The organism is Pokkaliibacter sp. CJK22405 (genome assembly GCF_046614695.1).
In the GTDB taxonomy this organism is placed as follows: Bacteria; Pseudomonadota; Gammaproteobacteria; order Pseudomonadales; family Balneatricaceae; genus Pokkaliibacter.
Map to the genome: position 1 here is coordinate 19,517 of NZ_JBKKHQ010000005.1, position 23,299 is coordinate 42,815.

The following is a 23,299-nucleotide window of genomic DNA, read 5'->3' on the forward strand; positions in this document are numbered from 1 at the left end:
TTAATTAACGCGGGCAGTAATATAGCGGGCGAGTGCAGCAAGAGGCTCCGATTCTGCACCGAAGAGTGTTAAAGCCTCCAACGCCTCATCAGTAAGCTGGCGGGCATAGTTTTTGGCTTCGGACAGGCCCAGTAGCGCAGGGTAGGTTGACTTATCCTGCGCGAGATCGGCGCCTTGCTGTTTGCCGAGTACTTCGGTGGAGCTTTCGATATCGAGGATGTCATCCTGAACCTGAAAGGCGAGCCCAATGGCTTCGGCATAAACCGTTAAGGCCTTCAATTGTTCCTTGGACGCTTCTGCAGCAATGGCGCTTCCGATCACAGCAGCTTTGAGTAACGCACCGGTTTTATGCCTATGCAGTCGCTCCAATGCTTCAAGAGAAATTTTCTTCCCCGTTGCCGCCATGTCCATCACTTGTCCTGCCACCATGCCGTTCATACCCGCAGCCAGGCTTAAATGACTGATAAGCTTTATCCGAACATCGGCGGAAAGACTGTGGTCATCAGCAATCAGACCAAATGCCAGAGTGTTGAGTGCATCGCCTGCAAGAATGGCGGTGGCCTCGTCAAAAGCAATATGGCAGGTAGGCTTGCCACGGCGCAGGTCGTCGTCATCCATCGCCGGTAAGTCATCGTGTACCAATGAATAGGCATGGATGCACTCAAGTGCTGCCGCATAGCGGTCGATATGTTCTTCTGGCAAGCCAAGTGCGTGGGCTGTTGCGTAGGCCAGGGCAGGTCGAACGCGCTTGCCGCCATTAAAAAGGCTGTACTCAATGGCCTCTTTAAGGGATTCGGCGCCCGCTGTGCTTGTTACATGCTGTCTCAGGCATTGGTCGGCACGGCCTTGCCAGTGACTAAAGAGTGGTGGGAGAGTAGCCACGTTATTCCTCTTCGTGGAACGGGGTTTTCACCGGCTGCTGGTGTTGTTCAAGTACCTGCTGGACACGCTGCTCCGCCTCGTTAAGCGTCGCCTGACACTCTTTGATGAGCGTGACGCCCTGTTCAAAGGAGGTCAAAGAGGCTTCCAGGCTCAGGTCGCCTTGTTCAAGACGCTGTACGAGGGATTCCAGCTCCTGAAGAGCCGGTTCAAATTCGATTTTCTTCTTTCGGGCCAATGTCGGGTCTCCCTTGGCAACAGAAGGATTCGCAGGCAATCTATGTCTCGTGCCATTGTAACGACAATCTACTCTATAATAACAGGCACGCTGCTACTGCCGCAGAGTCAAGATCTGGCATTCCTGAAAGCTTCAAGGGTTAGAAAGGACTAGAGGGTATCAAGTGGATATAGCAACGCTGGTCGGGCTAGTAGGCGCAATGGGTCTCATCGTCGCCGCAATGGTGATGGGCGGCAGTCTCGGGGTGTTTATTGACGTTCCCTCCATATTGATTGTCTTTGGTGGAGCCTTGCTGGTAGCACTGATCAAGTTCACGCTGGGGCAGTTTCTTGGTGCAGGAAAAACCGCAGCCAAAGCATTCATGTTCAAGTCCGTGGATCCCAATCAGCTTATTCAGGAAATCGTTGAGGTTGCCGATGCTGCTCGAAAGGGTGGCTTGCTGTCATTGGAAGATAAAGAAGTATCGAGTCCCTTTATGCAGCGAGGTATGCAGCTACTGGTGGATGGTCACGATCCCGAAGTCGTGAAAACCCTGCTTAATAAAGAAATGCGCCTTGCTAAGACACGTCACGAGGACAGTATCAAAATTTTTGAAGCTCTCGGGGATGTTTCACCTGCGATGGGAATGATTGGAACGCTCATCGGTTTGGTGCAGATGCTAGCGAATATGAGTGATCCTAAAGCCATCGGTCCGGCAATGGCAGTCGCCCTGTTGACGACGCTTTACGGTGCGCTTCTGGCTTCCGTCATCTGTATCCCTATTGCGGATAAACTGAAGAACCGAAACGAAGAAGAGGCACAAACAGGCGCTATCGTCATTGATGGCCTGCTAGCAATTCAGGCGGGACAAAACCCGCGTGTCATTGAGCAGGTACTGAAAAATTACCTGCCGGAATCCAAGCGCGGTTCGGCTGAAGCATAGGGCGGTCGATGAGCGACGAAGAAGAAGAGGTAAAGTGTAAACCGGGGCTGCCAGCGTGGTTGGCAACTTTCGCTGACCTGATGTCGTTGATGATGTGCTTCTTCGTGCTTCTGCTGTCCTTTTCCGAAATGGATGTGCTGAAGTACAAGCAGATTGCCGGCTCGATGCGTGATGCCTTCGGTGTGCAAAATCAGATCAAAGCCAAGGATATTCCTAAAGGCACATCTATTATCGCGCAGGAGTTCAGTCCTGGGCGCCCTGAACCGACTCCGTTAAACGAAGTTCGGCAGTTCACTACTGAGCAAACGCAAAGCACTCTCGATGTGCAATGTACTCCCGGTCGTGTCGTTCAGGAGCCGCAAGAGCAACCTACGGAACAAGGTCAGGAACAGTCGCAACAGCAACAGGATTCCCAGAGCGAGTCTTCCAGTAATAGTGATTCTGACGCTGATGATCGACAGGTTGAAGCGACGGCAATCAGTATCGCTTCTGCCTTGAATGCTGAAGTCTCACAAGGCTCGATAGAGGTCGAAACCCAGGGGAAGAAAATTATTATCCGGGTCAAAGAGAACGGCGTCTTCGATTCGGGGTCGGCAGAGGTTAAGTACGCCTTTATTCCGGTTCTGGCTAAAATTCGCGATGTTCTACTGGGGGTGCGTGGCCGTATTTCGATTGAGGGGCATACGGACAATGTGCCCATCAAAACACCGAGTTTTCAATCAAACTGGGCGTTATCTACTGCTCGTGCACTTTCTGTTGCTGAGGAGTTGTTCACTGATGGGCGGCTGGATCAGAAGCGTTTTAGTGTCACAGGTTATGCGGATACAAAACCATTGGCGCCAAACAATACTGCTCTAAACCGTTCAGCTAACCGGCGTGTAGAAATTGTCATCCATCAGGATGAGGATGCTCCCAGTGATGAGCCATTGATACCGGCTGAGCCTTCGCCTCTGGAGACAGAGCAATTGTCACCTCAAGAGATCTTCTAATATAAGGGGCCTGTGGCCCCTTTTGAGTAAATGGACTTACCGATACTTATGTGCACGCTAGGTGTATTATATTTCGCCTTGTCGCGCCAAGGTGGTGCTAACGCTGCCGGTGTTAAAGGTGTAATCGTAGCGGGGGAGTCATGTGAAAGAGTTAAATACCTCTGGTCGGGCGCTGTTGATGGCGCTGGCCGACGGTCAGTGGCATACCGGTGATGAGCTTGGTGAGATGCTGGGTGTCAGTCGTGCTGCAGTATGGAAGCAGCTCAAGAAACTGCAGGCTATGCAGCTGGAGATCTTTGCGGTTAAAGGGCGTGGCTACCGGTTGTCGCGGCCGCTGGAGTTGATTGATCCGCAAGCGTTAAGGCAGCGGCTGCAGGATGAGTCGGCAACCTGCTTTATGCAGGTGCATTACAGTCACAGCCTGGATTCGACCAATCTGACAGCAATGAACATGGTGGCTGAGGGTAAAACTCACGGCCAACTCGTTGTAGCGGAGCATCAGGCTGCAGGGCGAGGGCGTCGGGGTAAAAGCTGGCACAGTCCATTCGGTGAAAATATTTATCTGTCATTGATCTGGTCGTTTCAGGGTGGATTGGCGGGGCTTGAGGGCTTAAGCCTTGCGATAGGATTAGGCTTGGCGAAAGGTCTTCATCGACTGGGCGTTGAGGGGGTTGAACTCAAATGGCCGAATGATGTGCTGATCGATAACAAAAAAGTCTCGGGCATCCTGATTGAGGTCAGTGGTGAAACAGAAGGCGAATGCCATGTGGTGATTGGTATCGGACTCAATGTCGAGATGCAAAATGCCACAGATGATTTAATTACACAGCCATGGTGTAGCCTGAGGCCATATCTGCCTGCTGATGTTGGTCGCAATGCTTTGCTGCAAACCGTCATGGTGGATCTTGTAGGTGTGTTGGAGCAGTTCGTCGACGTCGGATTTGCGGGTCTTCGTGATGAATGGCTTACCTATAGCGCTCACATGGGTCAGGCGCTGCGGTTGAGCAGCGGAACCATGATTACGGAGGGGGTTATGGTGGGGCTGACTGATACTGGAGGGCTTGAGGTTCGAACCGCTAAAGGCGTTGAAGTGTTTTATGGGGGCGAGGTAAGCGTGCGTGCAGTATCCGCAAGTTGAAATTGATATAGGTAATACGCGCACGAAGTGGCGAGTAAGGCAGTCGCCGGGAGAGGCGTCGCCCATACAGTTCTGTATGACGGCTGATGTCCAGTTGCTACTGAGTGAGCTAAGACTCGTTCAGCCGCGAAAGGTGGCGATCGCTTCTGTGGGTGATGAGCTGCTTATTGAGCCAATAAAACAGCTATCAGCACTTCAGGGCTTTGACTTGGTTGAGCTGAAGAGTGCGGCTGTACAGGCAGGTGTCGTTAATGCCTATCAGGATCCTGCCCGGATGGGGGTGGATCGGTGGATGGCAATGCTGGGCGCGAGACGTGCGCATAACGGAAAATTACTGGTTGTCAGTGCAGGTAGTGCCCTGGTGTTGGATGTAGTGGATTCCTCGGGTCAGCATTTAGGCGGATTAATCGCGCCGGGGCTGGCCATGCTCTATCAAAGCCTGGTTGGGAACACTAAGCGAATCTATATGCGTGAAGATGTCCAGGGTGAAGGAAGTCTTGGGTATTCTACCGAGACGTGTGTTCTCAATGCGCACCATATAATGGTTCAGGGCTTTATTAATGAATCTTTGCGTCATATCGGCAAGGTGGATGTGTGCGTCATTGGGGGGGGGGATGCAGAAGTCGTTGCTGGGCATATAAGGGCTTCTCCAGAAGTAAGAAACGCTACGGTTGTTGTTAATGAAAGTGTCATCCTGGATGGTGTTGCTGCGGCAATGAGCGATTGTTAACGTTCAACAGATCTGCTGATATGTGTTTAATGGGGTGTGGAAGTGCGCTGGAGCTGGTTGGCGATTTTTCTTGTTCTTAATGTTGGTCTGGCGGTATGGGGATATCAGCGGGAAGAGAGTGTTACAAATAAAGGTGGTGAGCTGTTGCAGCGAAAAAGCAGTAATCGCCTGTCGCTGGCCAGTGAGGTGGAGACCGCCAAGCAAGATGGTATGAAGTTGTGTAATGCTCTTGAATTTGCTTCCCGGATCCAGATGGAGAAGTGGTTGGGCTGGCTGAGTAGTCAAAAAATTCCTGCTGAGTCCATGCAGAGTGAAAGTGCTACTACAGAGTACTGGGTCTATTATCAGCCCGGCGAAGAGTCTTCAGAGAGCGTCAGTGCGAAGCTTAAGGCAAAAAAATTGCCTGCCCAGATCATTGTAAGTGGTCGTTATCAGGGCTATGTCTCTCTTGGTCGCTATACCATTCGAGCTTTAGCAGAAGAGATGGTTCAACAGGCTAAATCTGCAGGTGTAAGAGTAAAATCTTATCCCTTGGTGACGACAGTCAGGCGCTGGCAAATCCTGCTGCCATCAACAACTGCAAAGCAATGGCGCCAGCAAATTAGCTCGCTGACAATTCCTGAACAGTCTGAACTGCGAATTAATAAAATTCTTTGTAAATAAGGGCTTGCATGTCCAAAAGCCTTTGGATAATATTCGCACCCGCTACGGCAAGTGTTGCAAATAAAGCCGGTATAGCTCAGTAGGTAGAGCAACTGACTTGTAATCAGTAGGTCCCGGGTTCGACTCCTGGTGCCGGCACCAACACAAAAAAACACATGCGCGGTGGGGTTCCCGAGCGGCCAAAGGGATCAGACTGTAAATCTGACGCGTAAGCTTCGGTGGTTCGAATCCACCCCCCACCACCACGCGGGCATCGTATAATGGCTATTACCTCAGCCTTCCAAGCTGATGATGTGGGTTCGATTCCCACTGCCCGCTCCAAATGCTCATGTAGCTCAGTTGGTAGAGCACACCCTTGGTAAGGGTGAGGTCGGCAGTTCAAGTCTGCTCATGAGCTCCATAAAGTATTGGTAAATTCCCACTGAGCGATAGGCTTGCATCACGCGAGAGTGGTGTATAAGATACGCGCTCCTGTTTGGTGGTGATGTGACAGGGCAGTAGTTCCAACGGTAGAACGTCGGTCTCCAAAACCGAATGTTGGGGGTTCGAATCCCTCCTGCCCTGCCAATTTACTGATACGGTTCTGGCGTAATCGCCTTTTCCCGAAATAGCTGATTTTTGATAGAGGCGCCTGGATGAGTGGCAAAGCGGAAATTCAGGAATCCAAGCTTGATGGCTTGAAGTGGGTTGTCGTTGTTGCGATCGTTGCGGCCGGTGTTGTCGGCAATGTGATGTTCAAAGATGAGTCCCTGTTATATCGCGTTGTTGCTTTGCTGGTGTTGGCTATTTTTGCAGGTGCTATTGCACTGCAGACAGCCAAAGGGAAAGCTTTCTTTTCTTTGCTGAAGGATGCCAAGACTGAAGTTCGTAAAGTCGTTTGGCCGACTCGGCAGGAAACCACCCAGACTACGCTGATAGTAGTAGCTGTTGTTTTGTTGATGTCGCTACTGTTGTGGGCTCTGGATTCTCTGTTGGGGCTTTTGGTGTCCCAGGTCATCGGTTAAGGAGAGAGTCATGGCTAAGCGTTGGTACGTGGTTCATGCCTATTCTGGATACGAGAAAAACGTCATGCGGACGTTGAAAGATCGTATCAAGCTCAATGAGATGGAAGACCTGTTTGGCGATATATTGGTTCCAACAGAGGAAGTGGTAGAGATTCGTAACGGTGTAAAGCGCAAAAGTGAGCGCAAGTTTTACCCGGGTTACGTTCTGGTGAACATGGAGATGAGTGAGGCTTCATGGCACCTAGTGAAAGAAACTCCGCGAGTGATGGGCTTTATTGGCGGTACAGCTGATAAGCCGGCCCCGATCAGTGATCGTGAGGCTGATGCGATTCTTCAGCGCGTTGAGTCAGTGGTTGATAAGCCCAAGCCAAAAACTGTATTTGAGCCCGGCGAAGCGGTTCGTGTTACTGAGGGTCCCTTTGCGGACTTTAGCGGCGTGGTTGAAGAAGTTAACTACGAAAAAAATCGTTTGCATGTTGCGGTTCTGATTTTTGGACGTTCCACCCCGGTGGAGCTGGAGTTTGGTCAAGTTGAAAAGGCTTGATGGCAAACAGACGGAAGCTAGAGCCTCGAAGTGATTCGGGGTTTTTGCTTACCTGAACTGGGGAGCCGGAAGGCGCTAGACCCAATTGGAGTGAAAAATGGCAAAGAAAATTACAGCTTATATTAAGCTGCAGGTTAAAGCCGGTCAGGCTAACCCAAGTCCGCCCGTTGGTCCTGCTCTGGGTCAACACGGTGTTAACATCATGGAATTCTGTAAAGCATTCAATGCTTCGACCCAAGGTCTGGAGCCAGGTCTGCCAACTCCAGTTGTTATCACTGTATACGCTGATCGTAGCTTTACTTTCATCACCAAGACTCCTCCTGCTTCAATCCTGTTGAAGAAGGCGGCTGGTCTTAAGAGCGGTTCTCCGCGTCCTAATACCCAGAAAGTGGGTACTGTGACCCGTGCTCAGTTGGAAGATATCGCTACCGCCAAGATGCCTGACCTGACAGCAGCCGATATGGATGCTGCGGTGCGCACCATCGCTGGCAGTGCTCGTTCAATGGGCCTGGAAGTGGAGGGCGTATAATGGCTAAGTTGACTAAGCGTGCAAAGCTGATTGCTGAGAAAGTTCAGCCAGGTAAGTTGTACAGCGTTGAAGAAGCTGTAGCTCTGCTGGGTGAAATTTCCAAAGTCAAATTTACCGAGTCACTGGACGTTGCAGTAAATCTGGGCGTTGATCCTCGTAAATCTGATCAGGTGGTTCGCGGCTCTACCGTTCTGCCTAACGGTACTGGCAAAACTGTTCGTGTGGCAGTATTTGCTCAGGGTGCGAATGCAGAAGCTGCAAAAGCAGCCGGTGCTGATGTAGTAGGTTTTGAAGATCTGGCTGATTCCATCAAAGCTGGCAACATGGACTTTGACGTTGTTATTGCAAGTCCTGATGCAATGCGTGTTGTTGGTCAGTTGGGTCAGATTCTTGGCCCGCGCGGCCTGATGCCAAACCCTAAGGTTGGCACCGTGACTCCAGATGTCGCAACTGCTGTAAACAATGCTAAAGCGGGTCAGGTGCGTTACCGTACTGATAAGAACGGTATCATCCATTGCGGACTGGGCAAGCTGGGCTTTGAAGCGAATGCAATCAAAGAAAACCTGGAAGCTCTGGTTGGCGACCTGAAGAAGGCTAAGCCTTCTACTTCTAAAGGTACTTACCTGAAGAAGGTAACTCTGTCTACCACTATGGGACCTGGTCTGGTAGTGGATATGAGCAGCCTGAACGTATAATTCATGTTGCAATCGAACTTTGGGGTCCCTGGAGTAATTCCCGGGGCCGTCAAAGACCGCAGGTGAGTACAGCCCTGTTATAGGGTGTGCGCTTAATGTCCTGCGCAGATGGTGTCCCGGCCTGCTTTTGCAGGTTCGACCACCAGAAGAGCTCCTTTTCGGAGGAGTGTGGTTTGGAATGATCCAGGAGAAAGCCCGTGGCTTTAAGACTTGAAGACAAGAAGGCCATCGTCGCTGAAGTCAACGAAGCGGCTAAGGGAGCGCTTTCTGCTGTGGTTGCTGATGCTCGTGGTGTGACTGTAAGTCACATGACTGGCCTGCGTAAGCAAGCTCGCGAGAATGGTGTGTATTTGCGTGTTGTGCGTAACACACTGGCTCGTCGTGCAATGGAAGGTACCAGCTTTGAATGCCTGTCTGAGGTATTCAAGGGTCCTACCCTGATTGCTTTCTCTAATGAGCACCCCGGCGCTGGCGCTCGTCTGTTCAAAGAGTTTGCTAAAGGCAACGACAAATTTGAGGTTAAAGGTCTCGCTTATGAAGGTAACTTCATGGAAGCCTCTCAAATTGACGTGCTGGCAACTCTGCCGACTTACGACGAAGCTGTAGCCAAGCTGATGAGCGTTATTCAAGGCGCTACCAGCAAGTTGGCTCGCACTCTGGCCGCTGTTCGCGACCAGAAAGAGGCCGCAGCTGCTTAATTGGAGTTATCCGATTAGCTGCTTGAAAGTATCGATTTATTCGTCTTCCCGTTGGGGAAGTCGCTATACGTTTAGGAACATTGAAAATGTCTGCTATTTCTAAAGAAGATATCCTTAACGCTGTTGCTGAAATGTCTGTAATGGACGTTGTTGAGCTGATCTCCATGATGGAAGAGAAGTTCGGTGTAACTGCTGCTGCTGCTGTTGCTGCTGGCCCTGCTGCCGCTGCTGAAGCTGCTGAAGAAAAAACCGAATTTGACGTTGTTCTGACCGCTGCTGGCGAGAAGAAAGTTAACGTTATCAAGGTTGTTCGTGGCGCTACCGGTCTTGGCCTGAAAGAAGCCAAAGAACTGGTTGATGGTGCACCTTCTACTCTGAAAGAAGGCATCAACAAAGACGAAGCAGAAGCTCTGAAGAAAGAACTTGAAGAAGCTGGTGCTTCCGTAGAGATCAAGTAATTTTATTTGTATGGCATTTTTTTCTGCCTGAAGATATTATTACTGGATGGGCTGGTGGTTTGCCACCGGCCTTTTCTCGCTTATAAATAATGCAGCCCATGTAGAGCGGCTATCCAAGCTCATTTATCAGGCAATTCTTCGTCGTCCACTGTCATTTCTATGGTACCGGCCTGATTATTGTCTGTTGAGTCAGGTGCACAAGCTGGGGAACGCTGATGGCTTACTCGTATACTGAAAGAAAACGTATCCGTAAGGATTTCGGGAAATTGCCCCCCGTTATGGATGTGCCATATCTGTTGGCAATCCAAATCGATTCATATCGGAAGTTCCTGCAGACCGGTGTGTCACTGGCTCATCGCAAGGACATTGGCCTACATGCGGCCTTCAAGTCCGTTTTTCCGATACAGTCCTATTCTGGCAATGCCTCACTGGAATATGTGAGCTATCGTCTGGGTGAACCTGTATTCGATGTGAAAGAATGTCAGCTGCGTGGTTTGACCTATGCAGCGCCTTTGCGTGTCAAAGTACGTTTGGTGATTTTTGATAAAGAATCTCCAAACAAGGCTGTTAAAGACATCAAAGAGCAAGAAGTGTACATGGGAGAAATTCCTCTCATGACTGATAACGGTACCTTTGTGGTTAATGGTACCGAGCGTGTAATTGTGTCCCAGTTGCACCGTTCACCTGGTGTGTTCTTTGACCATGATCGTGGTAAAACACATTCATCCGGTAAGTTGCTCTATTCAGCACGTATTATTCCTTACCGTGGCTCATGGCTCGACTTCGAGTTCGATCCGAAAGACTGCATGTTTGTTCGTATCGACCGTCGTCGTAAGCTGCCTGCCACTATTCTTATGCGTGCGCTGGAGTTTAGCTCCGAAGAAATTCTGGAAATGTTCTTCGATACTACTGCATTCCGTTTGAGTGCAGATGGTATTGCAATGGAGCTGGTCGCCAACCGTTTGCGCGGCGAAACGCTGAGCTTTGATATCAAAGATGCAGCAGGCAACGTTGTTGTTGAGCAAGGGCGTCGTATCACTGCTCGTCATGTGCGTCAGCTTGAAAAAGCAAACCTAAGTGAGCTGGAAGTCCCTATCGAATATCTGCTGGGCAAGATTTCTGCTCGTGATATTTTCGATCCGGCTACCGGTGAACTGATTGCCGAGTGCAACAGCGAAGTTACTCTTGAGTTGCTGGAGAAAATGCTTTCAGCAGGTATCGACCGTGTGGAGACTCTCTATACTAACGATATCGACTGTGGTCCTTTCGTTTCCGATACTCTTGCGATTGACCCTACGCGCAACCAGCTGGAAGCGTTGGTTGAAATCTATCGCATGATGCGTCCTGGTGAGCCGCCCACGCGTGAAGCTGCTGAGACGCTGTTCAATAACCTGTTCTTTGCTCCTGAGCGTTATGACTTCTCGGCTGTAGGTCGAATGAAGTTTAACCGTCGTATCAATCGACTGGACGAGAACGGTGAGGCCATTGAGACTGGTCCTGGTATCCTCAGTAAAGAAGATATCATCGATGTGTTGAAAACCCTGATCGACATTCGTAACGGTAAAGGCACCGTGGACGATATCGACCACTTGGGTAACCGTCGTATCCGTTCCGTCGGTGAGATGGCTGAAAATCAGTTCCGTGTAGGTTTGGTGCGTGTTGAGCGAGCGGTTCGTGAGCGTCTGTCATTGGCAGAATCTGATGGTCTGATGCCACAAGATCTGATTAATGCGAAGCCAGTTGCTGCGGCGATTAAGGAGTTCTTTGGTTCCAGTCAGCTGTCACAGTTTATGGACCAGAACAACCCGCTGTCTGAGGTTACGCACAAGCGTCGCGTTTCTGCTCTTGGCCCAGGTGGTCTGACACGTGAGCGTGCAGGCTTTGAGGTTCGTGACGTTCATGCCACGCATTATGGTCGTGTCTGTCCAATCGAAACTCCTGAAGGTCCGAACATCGGTCTGATCAACTCACTGGCAACCTATGCACGTACTAACCGTTATGGATTCCTTGAGAGCCCGTATCGTAAAGTTGTCGATGGTGTTGTTACTGAAGAGATTGCGTACCTTTCTGCGATTGAAGAGAGTCAGTACGTCATCGCTCAGGCATCCGCAAAGGTTAACGATGAAGGCGCGCTTGTTGATGAACTAGTTCAGGTTCGTCACATGCATGAATTCACGGTTACCCCGCCAGACAGCGTTGATTATATGGATGTTTCGCCGCGCCAGGTTGTATCTGTTGCCGCGTCACTTATTCCATTCCTTGAGCACGATGACGCTAACCGAGCTCTGATGGGCTCGAACATGCAGCGTCAGGCCGTCCCTACGTTGCGCGCTGACAAGCCGCTGGTTGGTACGGGTATGGAGCGTTATGTAGCCCGTGACTCGGGTGTATGTATCGTTGCCCGTCGTGGTGGCGTAATCGAGCGTGTCGATGCGCAGCGTATCGTTGTCCGTGTTAACGAAGATGAGATCGTACCTGGTGAGGCGGGCGTAGATATCTACACCCTGACCAAGTATGTCCGTTCCAACCAGAATACGTGCATTAACCAGCGCCCAATTGTCAATGAGGGTGATGTTGTTGAGCGTAAGGATATTCTGGCTGATGGTCCTTCCGTTGACCTGGGCGAGCTGGCGCTTGGCCAGAATATGCGTATCGCCTTCATGCCCTGGAATGGGTACAACTATGAAGACTCGATTCTGATTTCAGAGCGCGTTGTTCAGGAAGACCGTTTCACTACAATCCACATTCAGGAACTTACCTGTGTGGCTCGTGATACCAAACTGGGGCCAGAGGAAATCACCTCTGATATTCCTAACGTTGGTGAGTCTGCATTGGCGAAGCTGGATGAAGCTGGTGTTGTTTACATCGGTGCTGAAGTCGGTCCAGGCGACATTCTGGTAGGTAAGGTTACGCCGAAAGGTGAGACCCAGCTGACCCCTGAAGAGAAGCTGTTGCGTGCGATTTTCGGTGAGAAAGCGTCTGATGTTAAAGACACCTCACTTCGCGTTAAGACTGGTACCTACGGTAAGGTTATCGATGTCCAGGTATTTACTCGCGATGGCGTTCAGAAAGATCAGCGTGCACTTGAAATTGAAGAGATGCAGCTGGACGAGATCCGTAAGGATCTGAATGAAGAGTTCCGAATTGTTGAAGGTGCGACTTTTGAGCGTCTGGCGCAGGTTCTGGTGGGTAAAACAGCAGATGGTGGTGCTGGTCTGAGCAAAGGACAGGAAATCACTGATGACTTCCTGAAAGCGCTTCCTCATGCCGAATGGTTCAAAATTCGCGTTGCGGATGAAGATGCTATTGAGCTGCTTGAAAAAGCACAGCAGTACCTGAAAGAGTTCCGTCAGAAGCAGGAAGACAAGTTCGAAGACAAGAAGAAGAAACTTCAGCAGGGTGATGATCTTGCTCCCGGAGTTCTTAAAATTGTCAAAGTCTACGTTGCTACCAAACGTCGTGTTCAGCCTGGTGACAAGATGGCTGGTCGTCATGGTAACAAGGGTGTTATCTCCATCATTATGCCGGTGGAAGATATGCCTTATGACGCCGAAGGTAACCCTGTTGATGTGGTACTTAACCCGCTGGGTGTTCCGTCACGTATGAACGTAGGACAGGTGCTTGAGACTCACCTTGGTGCAGCTGCTAAAGGTCTTGGTCATAAGATCAATAAAATGATCGTGGCTGAGCGTGAGAAAGCTGAGAAGGTGAAGGATCTGCGAGGCTTCCTGCAGGAAGTGTACAACGCTCCTATCGGTAATATGGTTTCTGCAACCCAGGAAGATCTGGACTCATTGAATGATGAGGCGGTTCTTGAGCTGGCACAGAATCTTCGTGGCGGTGTTCCTATGGCAACACCAGTCTTCGATGGTGCTCGTGAAGCTGAAATCAAGCATATGCTGCGTCTGGCAGACATGAACGACAGTGGTCAGATTAACCTGTTCGACGGTCGTACCGGCGAGCGTTTTGATCGCCCGGTTACTGTCGGCTACATGTACATGCTGAAGCTGAACCACTTGGTTGATGACAAGATGCATGCGCGTTCAACCGGTTCTTACAGCCTCGTCACTCAGCAGCCGCTGGGTGGTAAGGCACAGTTCGGTGGACAGCGCTTCGGTGAGATGGAGGTGTGGGCACTGGAAGCATACGGTGCTGCCTATACCCTTCAGGAAATGCTTACTGTCAAATCTGACGACGTTAACGGCCGTACCAAGATGTACAAAAACATCGTGGATGGCGACCATCGTATGGAGGCGGGCATGCCTGAGTCCTTCAACGTTCTGGTCAAGGAAATCCGTTCGTTGGGTATCGACATTGAGCTCGAAACCGAGTGACACACTGACTAGGTGACAGCATTAGCGGAGAGCCCCGAAATGGGGCTCTCTTCGACGAAGTTCCCCAGGGGTACGGCCAATGAAAGATTTGCTGAATCTGTTAAAAAACCAAGCCCAACACCAGGAGTTTGATTCTATCCGCATCGGCCTAGCGTCGCCGGATATGATTCGCTCTTGGTCGTTTGGTGAGGTGAAAAAGCCGGAAACGATCAACTATCGTACGTTCAAGCCTGAGCGTGATGGTCTTTTCTGCGCGAAAATTTTCGGTCCTATCAAGGACTATGAGTGCTTGTGTGGCAAGTACAAGCGCCTGAAGCATCGTGGTGTGATTTGTGAGAAGTGTGGCGTTGAGGTAGCTCTGGCCAAAGTGCGTCGTGAGCGCATGGGGCACATCGAGCTTGCATCGCCGACTGCTCATATCTGGTTTTTGAAATCACTGCCAAGCCGTATTGGCTTGTTGCTGGATATGACCCTGCGTGATATCGAGCGTGTGCTGTATTTTGAGTCCTTCGTGGTAATCGATCCAGGTATGACTGACCTTGAAAAAGGGCAGCTGCTGAGCGATGAAGAATACTACGAAATGCTCGAAGAGCATGGTGATGAATTCGACGCCAAAATGGGCGCTGAAGCTGTTCAGTGTTTGTTGCGTGATCTGGATCTTGAGCTTGAAATCCAGCAGCTGCGCGAAGAAATTCCTCAGACCAACTCTGAGACCAAGATCAAAAAACTGTCCAAGCGCCTGAAGCTTATGGAGGCTTTTGTTGCCTCTGGTAATAAGCCTGAGTGGATGATTCTGACTGTACTGCCAGTACTTCCGCCGGATCTGCGTCCCTTGGTGCCTCTGGATGGTGGTCGTTTCGCGACGTCTGACCTGAATGATCTGTACCGTCGTGTTATCAACCGTAATAACCGTCTCAAGCGTCTGCTTGAGCTGGCGGCTCCTGACATCATCGTACGTAACGAAAAGCGTATGTTGCAGGAATCTGTTGATGCACTGCTGGATAATGGTCGTCGTGGCCGTGCGATTACCGGTTCTAATAAGCGTCCTCTGAAATCTTTGGCTGATATGATCAAAGGTAAGCAGGGTCGTTTCCGTCAGAACTTGTTGGGTAAGCGTGTCGACTACTCTGGTCGTTCCGTTATCACCGTAGGTCCTACTCTGCGTCTGCACCAGTGCGGTCTGCCGAAAAAAATGGCCCTTGAGCTGTTCAAGCCTTTTATCTTCCAGAAATTGGAAGCTCGCGGTTTGGCGACCACCATCAAGGCTGCCAAGAAAATGGTAGAGCGCGAAGAAGGCTTCGTCTGGGATATCCTGGAAGAAGTTATTCGTGAGCATCCGGTACTCCTAAACCGTGCGCCAACGCTCCACCGACTTGGTATTCAGGCATTTGAGCCCGTACTGATCGAAGGTAAAGCTATTCAGTTGCACCCCTTGGTGTGTGCGGCGTATAACGCTGACTTTGACGGTGACCAAATGGCAGTTCACGTCCCTCTGACGCTTGAAGCTCAGCTGGAAGCGCGTGCGCTGATGATGTCTACCAACAACATTCTGTCGCCAGCGAACGGTGAGCCAATCATTGTTCCATCGCAGGACGTTGTACTGGGTCTGTATTACATGACCCGTGAGCGTGTTAACGCCCGCGGTGAAGGTTCTGCTTTTGCTGACCTGAAAGAAGTACATAAGGCGTACAACACCTTCGCGGAAGATGGTGAGCGTGCTATTCACTTGCAGGCAAAAATCAAAGTGCGTATTCACGAAGTTATTCGTGATATTCACGGTAACGTTGAAGAAGCGACACGTATCGCCGAGACCACCGTGGGTCGTGCTCTGTTGTTTGACATCGTGCCTGATGGTCTTCCTTTTGATCTGGTAAACCAGGCCATGAAGAAGAAGTCCATTTCACGCCTGCTTAACGAATCATATCGTCGTGTAGGCCTGAAAGAGACCGTCATTTTTGCTGACCAGCTCATGTATATGGGCTTCAGTTTCGCCGCTCGCTCAGGTTCATCCGTGGGTGTTAACGATTTCGTTATCCCTGATGCTAAGGCTGCGATTATTGATCGCGCTGAAGAAGAAGTTAAAGAGATCGAGCAGCAGTTCCGCGATGGTCTGGTAACGGCTGGTGAGAAGTACAACAAGGTTATCGACCTTTGGTCCAAGGCGAACGATGAAATCGCTAAAGCGATGATGGCGACCTTGGGTAAAGAAAAGGTTGTTAACCGTGATGGTCAGGAAGTGGATCAGGAGTCCTTTAACTCTGTCTACATGATGGCCGACTCCGGTGCTCGTGGTAGTGCAGCACAGATGCGTCAGCTTGGTGGTATGCGTGGTCTGATGGCTAAACCTGATGGTTCCATCATTGAGACGCCGATTACTGCCAACTTCCGTGAAGGTCTAAGCGTACTCCAGTACTTTATTTCTACTCACGGTGCTCGTAAGGGTCTGGCGGATACTGCACTTAAAACAGCTAACTCTGGTTACCTGACTCGTCGTCTTGTTGATGTTGCTCAGGATCTGGTAGTTGTTGAGCATGACTGCGGCACTGAAGAAGGCCTGATCATGACCCCCGTTATCGAGGGTGGTGATATCGTTGTGCCTCTGGGTGCTCGCGTACTGGGTCGTGTTGTTGCACGTGATGTTATTGATCACGGTACTCAGGAAGTTCTTATTCCTAAAGGTACTCTGATTGATGAAGCTTGGGTTGAGCGTCTTGAGAAAGACGAAATGCTCTCTTCTATTGACGAGATCGTTGTACGCACCCCAATCAGCTGTGACACTCGTTATGGTGTGTGTTCTGCTTGTTACGGTCGTGATCTGGGTCGTGGGCATCAGGTTAACATTGGTGAGTCTGTGGGCGTTATCGCTGCTCAGTCGATCGGTGAACCAGGTACCCAGTTGACCATGCGTACTTTCCACATCGGTGGTGCGGCATCCCGAGCAGCGGCAGTCGACAGTATTCAGGTTAAGAATGGTGGTGAAATTCGCCTTCATAACATGAAAGCAGTAGTGCGAGAAGATGGTGTTCAGGTAGTGGTTTCCCGTTCCTCTGAGCTGGGTGTTACTGATGAGCATGGTCGTGAGCGTGAGCGCTACAAGCTGCCATACGGTGCTTTGGTTCAGGTTAAAGATGCTCAGCGTGTTGAGTCTGGTGCTGTAGTTGCCAACTGGGATCCGCACACTCACCCTGTTGTCGCTGAAGTTGAAGGTCAGATCGAGTTTGCAGGGCTGGACGACGGTATTACTGTCAAGCGCCAGACTGATGAGCTGACAGGTCTGTCTAACATCGAGGTTCTTGAGCCTAAGGATCGTCCAGCCGCTGGCAAGGACATTCGTCCAATGGTTCGCCTGGTTGATGCTCAGGGTAACGAAGTGCTTCTGCCTTCTGGTGCCCCTGCTCAGTACCTGCTGCCTGCGGGCGCGCTACTGAATATCAGTAACGGTGCGCCTGTGAAAGCGGGTGATGTTCTGGCTCGTATTCCTCAGGAATCTTCGGGTAACAAAGATATCACCGGTGGTCTGCCACGCGTTGCTGACCTGTTCGAAGCACGTCGTCCGAAAGAGCCCGCTATTCTGGCTGAGCTGTCGGGTGTTGTGACTTTCGGGAAAGAGACCAAGGGCAAAAAACGTTTGGTTATCACCCCGAGTGAAGGTGAGCCATTCGAGTTGTTGATTCCCAAGTGGCGTCAGCTAAACGTGTTTGAAGGTGAGCGCGTGGAGCGTGGTGAAGTTATCGCCGACGGTCCTGCTAACCCACATGATATTCTGCGCGTGTTGGGCGTTGGTGAGCTGGCGAAATATATCGTTAACGAAATCCAGGACGTTTACCGCTTACAGGGTGTTGTGATCAACGACAAGCACATCGAAGTCATCGTGCGTCAGATGCTGCGTAAAGTTGACATCATGGATGCAGGGGATACCTCTCTGATCAAAGGCGATCAGGTTGAGTACACTCAGGTATTGGAAGAGAACGAGAAAGCGCTGTCTTCTGGTAAGTTCCCAGCACGTTACGAGCGTATTCTCTTGGGTATTACCAAGGCATCTCTGGCAACTGAATCCTTCATCTCTGCGGCATCCTTCCAGGAGACCACACGAGTACTGACAGAGGCTGCAGTGACTGGTAAGAGCGATCATCTGCGTGGCTTGAAAGAGAACGTGGTTGTTGGTCGTCTGATCCCAGCGGGTACGGGCTTGGCATATCACAGCGAGCGGAAGCGTAAGCGTGTTAAAGCCACTGGCGCAGCGGAATCTGCGGCTGGTCCAACTGCAGAAGAAGTCTCTCAGGCACTGAGCGAGGCGCTGAAACAGCACCAGCTCGAACCCTGATAGAAGATAAGGTCAAGCACCGGAAGGTTTTCTGGTGTCTTGACCTTTTTTGCAAGGGTGATTAAAATTTCGCCCCCTCGACGACAGGCTTTTGCCTGTCGTTTTATTGAGTGTTCGGTCAGCCTTTAGACCGGACTGTTTACGCTAAACGTGGAGTTTGCTGAATGGCAACTATTAACCAATTGGTGCGTAAGCCCCGTAAGCGTGTTGTAGCCAAGAGCGATGTACCTGCTCTGCAAGGCTGCCCACAGCGTCGTGGCGTTTGCACCCGCGTTTACACTACTACTCCGAAGAAGCCTAACTCGGCTCTGCGTAAAGTATGTCGTGTACGCTTGACCAACGGTTTCGAAGTGACTTCCTACATCGGTGGTGAAGGCCACAACCTGCAGGAGCACTCCGTTGTTCTGATCCGTGGCGGTCGTGTAAAAGACTTGCCTGGTGTTCGTTACCACACTGTTCGCGGTGCACTGGATACTTCTGGTGTTAACAACCGTAAGCAGGGCCGTTCCAAGTACGGTACCAAGCGTCCTAAGTCCTGATTGGGCTAGTCTGCTGACATATCGCTGTAACGAAGCACCCTTATATTCCTCAGCCGTTAAGGCTAAGGGTTTGAATTAGATAAGAGTAAGGTCAGGTCTCAGATAGATCCTGAGTTGCCCTGAAGAAGGACTTATCATGCCAAGAAGACGTATTGCGGCCAAACGTGAAGCGCTACCCGATCCTAAGTTCGGAAGCCTGACACTGGCCAAGTTCATTAATCACCTGATGATTAGTGGTAAAAAATCTGTTGCCGAGCGTATTGTTTATGGCGCTCTGGACCGTATCGGTGAGCGTAGCGGCAACGATTCTCTGGAAATGTTCACCAAAGCGCTGGAAAGCATTCAGCCTCTGGTCGAAGTTAAATCACGCCGTGTAGGTGGTGCGACTTATCAGGTTCCGGTTGAAGTGCGTCCTAACCGTCGTACTGCACTGGCCATGCGTTGGTTGGTTGATGCTGCCCGTAACCGTAGCGATAAGTCTATGGCTATGCGTCTCGCTAACGAAATCTTAGATGCTGCGGATGGTAAAGGCGCCGCTGTTAAGAAGCGTGAAGACGTGCACCGTATGGCTGAAGCCAACAAAGCATTCTCTCACTACCGCTTCTAAACAGAGGAATAAGCCGTGGCACGTAAGACTCCTATCAAGCGGTACCGTAATATCGGTATCTGCGCCCACGTTGACGCGGGTAAAACTACGACCACAGAACGTGTACTGTTCTACACTGGTGTTTCTCACAAGATCGGTGAAGTTCATGATGGCGCTGCTACCATGGACTGGATGGAACAGGAACAGGAACGTGGTATCACCATCACTTCTGCTGCTACTACCTGCTTCTGGCAGGGTATGAACAAGCAGTTTGATGAGCACCGTATCAACATCATCGATACCCCAGGACACGTTGACTTCACTATCGAAGTTGAGCGTTCACTGCGTGTACTCGACGGTGCTGTAGTTGTTCTGTGTGCGTCCTCTGGTGTTCAGCCTCAGACTGAAACCGTATGGCGTCAGGCAAACAAGTATGAAGTTCCTCGTATGGTTTTCGTTAACAAAATGGACCGTGCTGGCGCAGACTTCTACAAAGTTGTTTCTCAGATGAAAGCTCGTCTGGGTACTCTGCCTGTACCAATTCAGATCCCAATTGGCGCTGAAGATAACTTCAAAGGCGTAGTCGATCTGATCCGCATGAAAGCAATCATGTGGAACGAAGCTGACCAGGGTATGACCTACGACCTGGAAGATATCCCTGCTGAACTGCAAGACAAGGCTGAAGAGCTGCGTGAGCAGATGATTGAAGCAGCAGCGGAAGCTTCCGAAGAGTTGATGAACAAGTACCTGGAAGAAGGTGAGCTGACCGAGGAAGAAATTAAGCTTGGTCTGCGTACCCGTACTCTGGCGAACGAAATCGTTCTGACCATCTGTGGTTCTGCGTTTAAGAACAAAGGTGTTCAGGCGATGCTGGACTGCGTTATTGAGTACATGCCTGCTCCTGTGGATATTCCACCGGTTGAAGGCCTGCTGGAAGATGGTGAAACCAAAGCGACTCGTTCTCCTGAAGACGATGCTCCGTTCTCCGCTCTGGCATTCAAGATCGCAACCGATCCCTTCGTTGGTACTTTGACTTTCGTTCGTGTTTACTCTGGTAAGATCAACTCCGGTGATCAGGTACTGAACTCGGTCAAAATCAAGCGTGAGCGTGTGGGCCGTATGGTTCAGATGCATGCAAACACGCGTGAAGAAATCAAAGAAGTACTGGCGGGCGACATCGCTGCTCTGATCGGTATGAAAGACGTGACTACAGGTGACACTCTGTGTGACATGAATAACGTCATCATCCTTGAGCGCATGGAATTCCCGGATCCTGTTATCTCCGTAGCGGTTGAGCCTAAATCCAAGGCCGACCAGGAGAAAATGGGTATTGCCCTTGGCAAGCTGGCTCAGGAAGATCCTTCATTCCGCGTTGAAACGGATGAAGAGTCTGGCCAGACCATCATCTCCGGTATGGGTGAGCTGCACCTGGACATCATCGTTGACCGTATGCGTCGCGAGTTCAAGGTTGAAGCTAACATCGGTAAACCACAGGTTGCTTACCGCGAGAAGATCCGTTCCGCTATTACTGCGAACCACAAGTTTGTTCGTCAGTCTGGTGGTCGCGGTCAGTATGGCCACGTTGTTATCGAGTTCAAACCCTCTGATGAAGAAGGTCTGGAGTTCGTCAACGAGGTCGTAGGTGGTGCTATTCCTAAGGAATACATCCCTGCAGTTCAGAAGGGTATCGAAGAGCAGATGAAGAACGGCGTTATTGCCGGTTATCCTCTGATCGGTCTGAAAGCCCGTCTGTTCGATGGTTCTTTCCACGAAGTTGACTCCAACGAAATGGCCTTTAAGGTTGCTGCTTCTCAGGCTCTTAAAGAGTATGCGAAGAAAGCTGATCCTTGCCTGCTCGAGCCAATGATGCAGGTTGAGGTTGTAACCCCTGAGGATTACATGGGCGACGTAATGGGTGACCTGAACCGTCGTCGTGGTTTGATCCAGGGTATGGATGACACCACTTCTGGAAAAATCATCCGTGCAGAAGTACCATTGGGCGAAATGTTCGGTTACGCTACCGACCTGCGCTCTGCGACTCAGGGTCGCGCGACTTATTCCATGGAATTTGCGCGTTACGCTGAAGCGCCAAACAATATTGCTGAAGCAGTCACTAAACTGTCTTAATGACCTCGTTCACGTAAGTAGGTGTAAGAATGGCTAAAGAAAAATTTGAACGGAGTAAACCACACGTTAACGTTGGTACTATCGGCCACGTTGACCATGGTAAAACTACTCTGACCGCAGCTCTGACCCGTGTTTGTGCTGAAACTTGGGGCGGTGAACTGAAAGCATTCGACCAGATCGATGCTGCACCTGAAGAGCGTGCTCGTGGTATCACCATCTCTACTGCTCACGTAGAATACCAGTCTCCAGTTCGTCACTACGCTCACGTAGATTGCCCTGGACACGCTGACTACGTTAAGAACATGATCACTGGTGCTGCTCAGATGGACGGCGCTATCCTGGTTTGTTCTGCAGCTGACGGCCCAATGCCTCAGACTCGTGAGCACATCCTGCTGTCTCGTCAGGTTGGTGTTCCTTACATCGTCGTGTTCCTGAACAAAGCGGACATGGTTGATGACGAAGAGCTGCTGGAACTGGTTGAAATGGAAGTTCGTGATCTGCTGAGCACTTACGACTTCCCAGGTGATGACACTCCTATCATCATCGGTTCTGCTCTGATGGCTCTGAACGGCCAAGACGACAAAGAAATGGGCGTTTCTGCTGTACGTAAACTGGTTGAAACTCTGGATGAATACATCCCTGAGCCAGAGCGTGCAATCGACCAGGCATTCCTGATGCCTATCGAAGACGTATTCTCCATCTCCGGTCGTGGTACCGTTGTTACCGGTCGTGTTGAGCGCGGTATCGTTAAAGTTGGTGAAGAAGTTGAGATCGTTGGTATCCACCCAACCACCAAAACTACCGTTACTGGTGTTGAAATGTTCCGTAAACTGCTTGACGAAGGTCGTGCAGGTGAGAACGTTGGTGCACTGCTGCGTGGTACCAAGCGTGATGACGTTGAGCGTGGTCAGGTTCTGGCTAAGCCAGGTACTATCAAGCCTCACACCAAGTTCGAGTCCGAAGTATACGTACTGAGCAAAGACGAAGGTGGTCGCCACACTCCTTTCTTCAAAGGATACCGTCCTCAGTTCTACTTCCGTACTACTGACGTAACCGGTTCTTGCGAACTGCCAGAAGGCGTTGAAATGGTTATGCCTGGCGACAACGTCAGCCTGAGCGTTACCCTGATCAACCCAATCGCTATGGACGAAGGTCTGCGTTTCGCAATTCGTGAAGGCGGCCGTACCGTAGGTGCTGGTGTTGTTGCTAAAATCATCGAGTAATCGTTGATTGTATAAAAAAGGCTCCCTTGGGAGCCTTTTTTTATGCCTAATTTTTATCAGGAATGATTTGGATTGGTATAGGAGAAGAGTTCACTTGCCAGTAGCTTTTGGCAGCATAAATAAAAGAGAGGGAAGAGAGTGGGAATAAAAGTAGTCGGTAAGGGGGGGGTCAGGGCTTCCATGCCCTGAATATGTCAATAAGATGCTCGGCTCAACGTGAATTGCGGCGTTTTCTTAGTAATTGACGGCTCTCTTTTTCGCGTGAGTTGATATTGGCCAGTATGGCGTCCATCTCCGCTTTTTCTCGCTTAATCTGTTCTTGCTTTTGCGCATCACGTTCTTCTTTTTGCTTGGCAAGTGCCTCGCGAATGCGCTTTTCCTTGGTTGAAGAGCTTGAGCGCCCTGTCGCCAGTTTGACTGCTTTCTCCTCCTGAGTTTTGCCAGTCGATGTGGAGCCCAAGGCTTTGACTAAGGAGCTGCTAAAGCCGTCATTGAGGTTCAGCTCTTCCGCTGGGGCGGCTTTGCTTACCGCTGCTTTTTTGCCGCGACGTTTTGGTGCGTTTTGCTCTGCACGCATAGCCGCGATCATGGCTGCCAGGGATGAGCCTGCTAATGATGCATGCTCTGGATCCTTAGTAGTCGTAGCTTGACTGCGTGGGGCGTCTGCTAAAAATTGTTC

19 protein-coding genes, 5 tRNA genes and 1 pseudogene are annotated in these 23,299 nt (G+C 50.5%); 22 read left to right on the forward strand and 3 right to left on the reverse strand.

What is annotated here, in order from left to right; all coding sequences use genetic code 11:
* Complete coding sequence (ispA, locus tag ACKC9G_RS02870; RefSeq protein WP_411403433.1) at positions 1-882, reverse strand: (2E,6E)-farnesyl diphosphate synthase; 882 nt, start codon at positions 880-882, stop codon at positions 1-3.
* Position 883: 1 nt separating this feature from the next.
* Entirely contained in the window at positions 884-1,117 is a 234-nt protein-coding gene (locus ACKC9G_RS02875; RefSeq protein WP_411403451.1) for an exodeoxyribonuclease VII small subunit, read from the reverse strand.
* Between the two features lie 163 nt (positions 1,118-1,280).
* On the opposite strand from ACKC9G_RS02875, the gene pomA reads away from it, so the two are divergent.
* The 22 genes from pomA to tuf all read left to right on the forward strand — a co-directional run bounded on the left by pomA (position 1,281) and on the right by tuf (position 22,620).
* Positions 1,281-2,039 (forward strand): flagellar motor protein PomA, encoded by a 759-nt coding sequence (pomA, locus tag ACKC9G_RS02880; RefSeq protein WP_411403434.1) that lies wholly within the window; start codon positions 1,281-1,283, stop codon positions 2,037-2,039.
* A gap of 8 nt (positions 2,040-2,047) precedes the next feature.
* Complete coding sequence (locus ACKC9G_RS02885; RefSeq protein ID WP_411403435.1) at positions 2,048-3,028, forward strand: flagellar motor protein MotB; 981 nt, start codon at positions 2,048-2,050, stop codon at positions 3,026-3,028.
* A gap of 142 nt (positions 3,029-3,170) precedes the next feature.
* The gene (birA, locus tag ACKC9G_RS02890; RefSeq protein WP_411403436.1) at positions 3,171-4,166 is read left to right on the forward strand and encodes a bifunctional biotin--[acetyl-CoA-carboxylase] ligase/biotin operon repressor BirA; all 996 of its coding nucleotides are present in this window, start codon (positions 3,171-3,173) and stop codon (positions 4,164-4,166) included.
* Positions 4,147-4,896 carry a type III pantothenate kinase gene (locus ACKC9G_RS02895; RefSeq protein WP_411403437.1) on the forward strand — a complete coding sequence of 250 codons (750 nt, stop codon included), beginning with the start codon at positions 4,147-4,149 and terminating at the stop codon, positions 4,894-4,896. The genes birA and ACKC9G_RS02895 overlap by 20 nt, the downstream gene beginning before the upstream one ends.
* A gap of 57 nt (positions 4,897-4,953) precedes the next feature.
* On the forward strand, positions 4,954-5,559 hold the full coding sequence (locus ACKC9G_RS02900) for a hypothetical protein (RefSeq protein WP_411403438.1): 606 nt from the start codon (positions 4,954-4,956) through the stop codon (positions 5,557-5,559).
* A gap of 65 nt (positions 5,560-5,624) precedes the next feature.
* A tRNA-Thr gene (locus tag ACKC9G_RS02905) sits at positions 5,625-5,700 on the forward strand.
* A 20-nt stretch (positions 5,701-5,720) separates the two neighbouring features.
* A tRNA-Tyr gene (locus tag ACKC9G_RS02910) sits at positions 5,721-5,804 on the forward strand.
* A gap of 1 nt (position 5,805) precedes the next feature.
* Positions 5,806-5,880: transfer RNA gene (locus ACKC9G_RS02915), tRNA-Gly, on the forward strand.
* A 3-nt stretch (positions 5,881-5,883) separates the two neighbouring features.
* Positions 5,884-5,959: transfer RNA gene (locus ACKC9G_RS02920), tRNA-Thr, on the forward strand.
* A 91-nt stretch (positions 5,960-6,050) separates the two neighbouring features.
* Positions 6,051-6,126 (forward strand) — tRNA-Trp (locus tag ACKC9G_RS02925).
* A gap of 68 nt (positions 6,127-6,194) precedes the next feature.
* Positions 6,195-6,563, forward strand: coding sequence for a preprotein translocase subunit SecE (secE, locus tag ACKC9G_RS02930; protein ID WP_411403439.1), 369 nt, complete (start codon positions 6,195-6,197; stop codon positions 6,561-6,563).
* Positions 6,564-6,573: 10 nt separating this feature from the next.
* A complete protein-coding gene (nusG, locus tag ACKC9G_RS02935; RefSeq protein WP_411403440.1) occupies positions 6,574-7,107 on the forward strand; it encodes a transcription termination/antitermination protein NusG in 534 nt (177 codons plus the stop codon).
* A gap of 97 nt (positions 7,108-7,204) precedes the next feature.
* Positions 7,205-7,636, forward strand: a complete 432-nt coding sequence (gene rplK / locus ACKC9G_RS02940; RefSeq protein WP_411403441.1) for a 50S ribosomal protein L11 — start codon at positions 7,205-7,207, stop codon at positions 7,634-7,636.
* Positions 7,636-8,331 (forward strand): 50S ribosomal protein L1, encoded by a 696-nt coding sequence (gene rplA / locus ACKC9G_RS02945; RefSeq protein WP_411403442.1) that lies wholly within the window; start codon positions 7,636-7,638, stop codon positions 8,329-8,331. Before rplK ends, rplA begins: the two co-directional genes overlap by 1 nt.
* A gap of 197 nt (positions 8,332-8,528) precedes the next feature.
* On the forward strand, positions 8,529-9,029 hold the full coding sequence (gene rplJ / locus ACKC9G_RS02950; protein WP_411403443.1) for a 50S ribosomal protein L10: 501 nt from the start codon (positions 8,529-8,531) through the stop codon (positions 9,027-9,029).
* Positions 9,030-9,115: 86 nt separating this feature from the next.
* Positions 9,116-9,487 carry a 50S ribosomal protein L7/L12 gene (gene rplL, locus ACKC9G_RS02955; RefSeq protein ID WP_411403444.1) on the forward strand — a complete coding sequence of 124 codons (372 nt, stop codon included), beginning with the start codon at positions 9,116-9,118 and terminating at the stop codon, positions 9,485-9,487.
* A 215-nt stretch (positions 9,488-9,702) separates the two neighbouring features.
* Entirely contained in the window at positions 9,703-13,821 is a 4,119-nt protein-coding gene (gene rpoB / locus ACKC9G_RS02960) for a DNA-directed RNA polymerase subunit beta (protein ID WP_411403445.1), read from the forward strand.
* A 79-nt stretch (positions 13,822-13,900) separates the two neighbouring features.
* Entirely contained in the window at positions 13,901-18,145 is a 4,245-nt protein-coding gene (gene rpoC, locus ACKC9G_RS02965) for a DNA-directed RNA polymerase subunit beta' (RefSeq protein ID WP_411403446.1), read from the forward strand.
* 164 nt (positions 18,146-18,309) lie between these two features.
* Complete coding sequence (gene rpsL / locus ACKC9G_RS02970; RefSeq protein ID WP_411403447.1) at positions 18,310-18,684, forward strand: 30S ribosomal protein S12; 375 nt, start codon at positions 18,310-18,312, stop codon at positions 18,682-18,684.
* A gap of 136 nt (positions 18,685-18,820) precedes the next feature.
* Positions 18,821-19,291 (forward strand): 30S ribosomal protein S7, encoded by a 471-nt coding sequence (gene rpsG / locus ACKC9G_RS02975; RefSeq protein ID WP_411403448.1) that lies wholly within the window; start codon positions 18,821-18,823, stop codon positions 19,289-19,291.
* Between the two features lie 15 nt (positions 19,292-19,306).
* Positions 19,307-21,397 (forward strand): elongation factor G, encoded by a 2,091-nt coding sequence (gene fusA, locus ACKC9G_RS02980; RefSeq protein WP_411403449.1) that lies wholly within the window; start codon positions 19,307-19,309, stop codon positions 21,395-21,397.
* Between the two features lie 29 nt (positions 21,398-21,426).
* The gene (gene tuf, locus ACKC9G_RS02985; RefSeq protein ID WP_411403450.1) at positions 21,427-22,620 is read left to right on the forward strand and encodes an elongation factor Tu; all 1,194 of its coding nucleotides are present in this window, start codon (positions 21,427-21,429) and stop codon (positions 22,618-22,620) included.
* Between the two features lie 211 nt (positions 22,621-22,831).
* On the opposite strand, the pseudogene ACKC9G_RS02990 reads toward tuf, so the two are convergent.
* Positions 22,832-23,299 (reverse strand): annotated as a pseudogene (locus tag ACKC9G_RS02990) (hypothetical protein); the annotation flags it as partial.

Excerpts from the sequence above, each read along its gene's own strand:
- rplK (WP_411403441.1), top strand. The coding sequence starts at position 7,205 with ATGGCAAAGAAAATTACAGCTTATATTAAGCTGCAGGTTAAAGCCGGT.
- rplA (WP_411403442.1), top strand. The coding sequence starts at position 7,636 with ATGGCTAAGTTGACTAAGCGTGCAAAGCTGATTGCTGAGAAAGTTCAG.
- nusG (WP_411403440.1), top strand. The coding sequence starts at position 6,574 with ATGGCTAAGCGTTGGTACGTGGTTCATGCCTATTCTGGATACGAGAAA.
- rpoC (WP_411403446.1), top strand. The coding sequence starts at position 13,901 with ATGAAAGATTTGCTGAATCTGTTAAAAAACCAAGCCCAACACCAGGAG.
- rplL (WP_411403444.1), top strand. The coding sequence starts at position 9,116 with ATGTCTGCTATTTCTAAAGAAGATATCCTTAACGCTGTTGCTGAAATG.
- secE (WP_411403439.1), top strand. The coding sequence starts at position 6,195 with ATGAGTGGCAAAGCGGAAATTCAGGAATCCAAGCTTGATGGCTTGAAG.
- rpsL (WP_411403447.1), top strand. The coding sequence starts at position 18,310 with ATGGCAACTATTAACCAATTGGTGCGTAAGCCCCGTAAGCGTGTTGTA.
- tuf (WP_411403450.1), top strand. The coding sequence starts at position 21,427 with ATGGCTAAAGAAAAATTTGAACGGAGTAAACCACACGTTAACGTTGGT.
- ACKC9G_RS02885 (WP_411403435.1), top strand. The coding sequence starts at position 2,048 with ATGAGCGACGAAGAAGAAGAGGTAAAGTGTAAACCGGGGCTGCCAGCG.
- rpoB (WP_411403445.1), top strand. The coding sequence starts at position 9,703 with ATGGCTTACTCGTATACTGAAAGAAAACGTATCCGTAAGGATTTCGGG.
- rpsG (WP_411403448.1), top strand. The coding sequence starts at position 18,821 with ATGCCAAGAAGACGTATTGCGGCCAAACGTGAAGCGCTACCCGATCCT.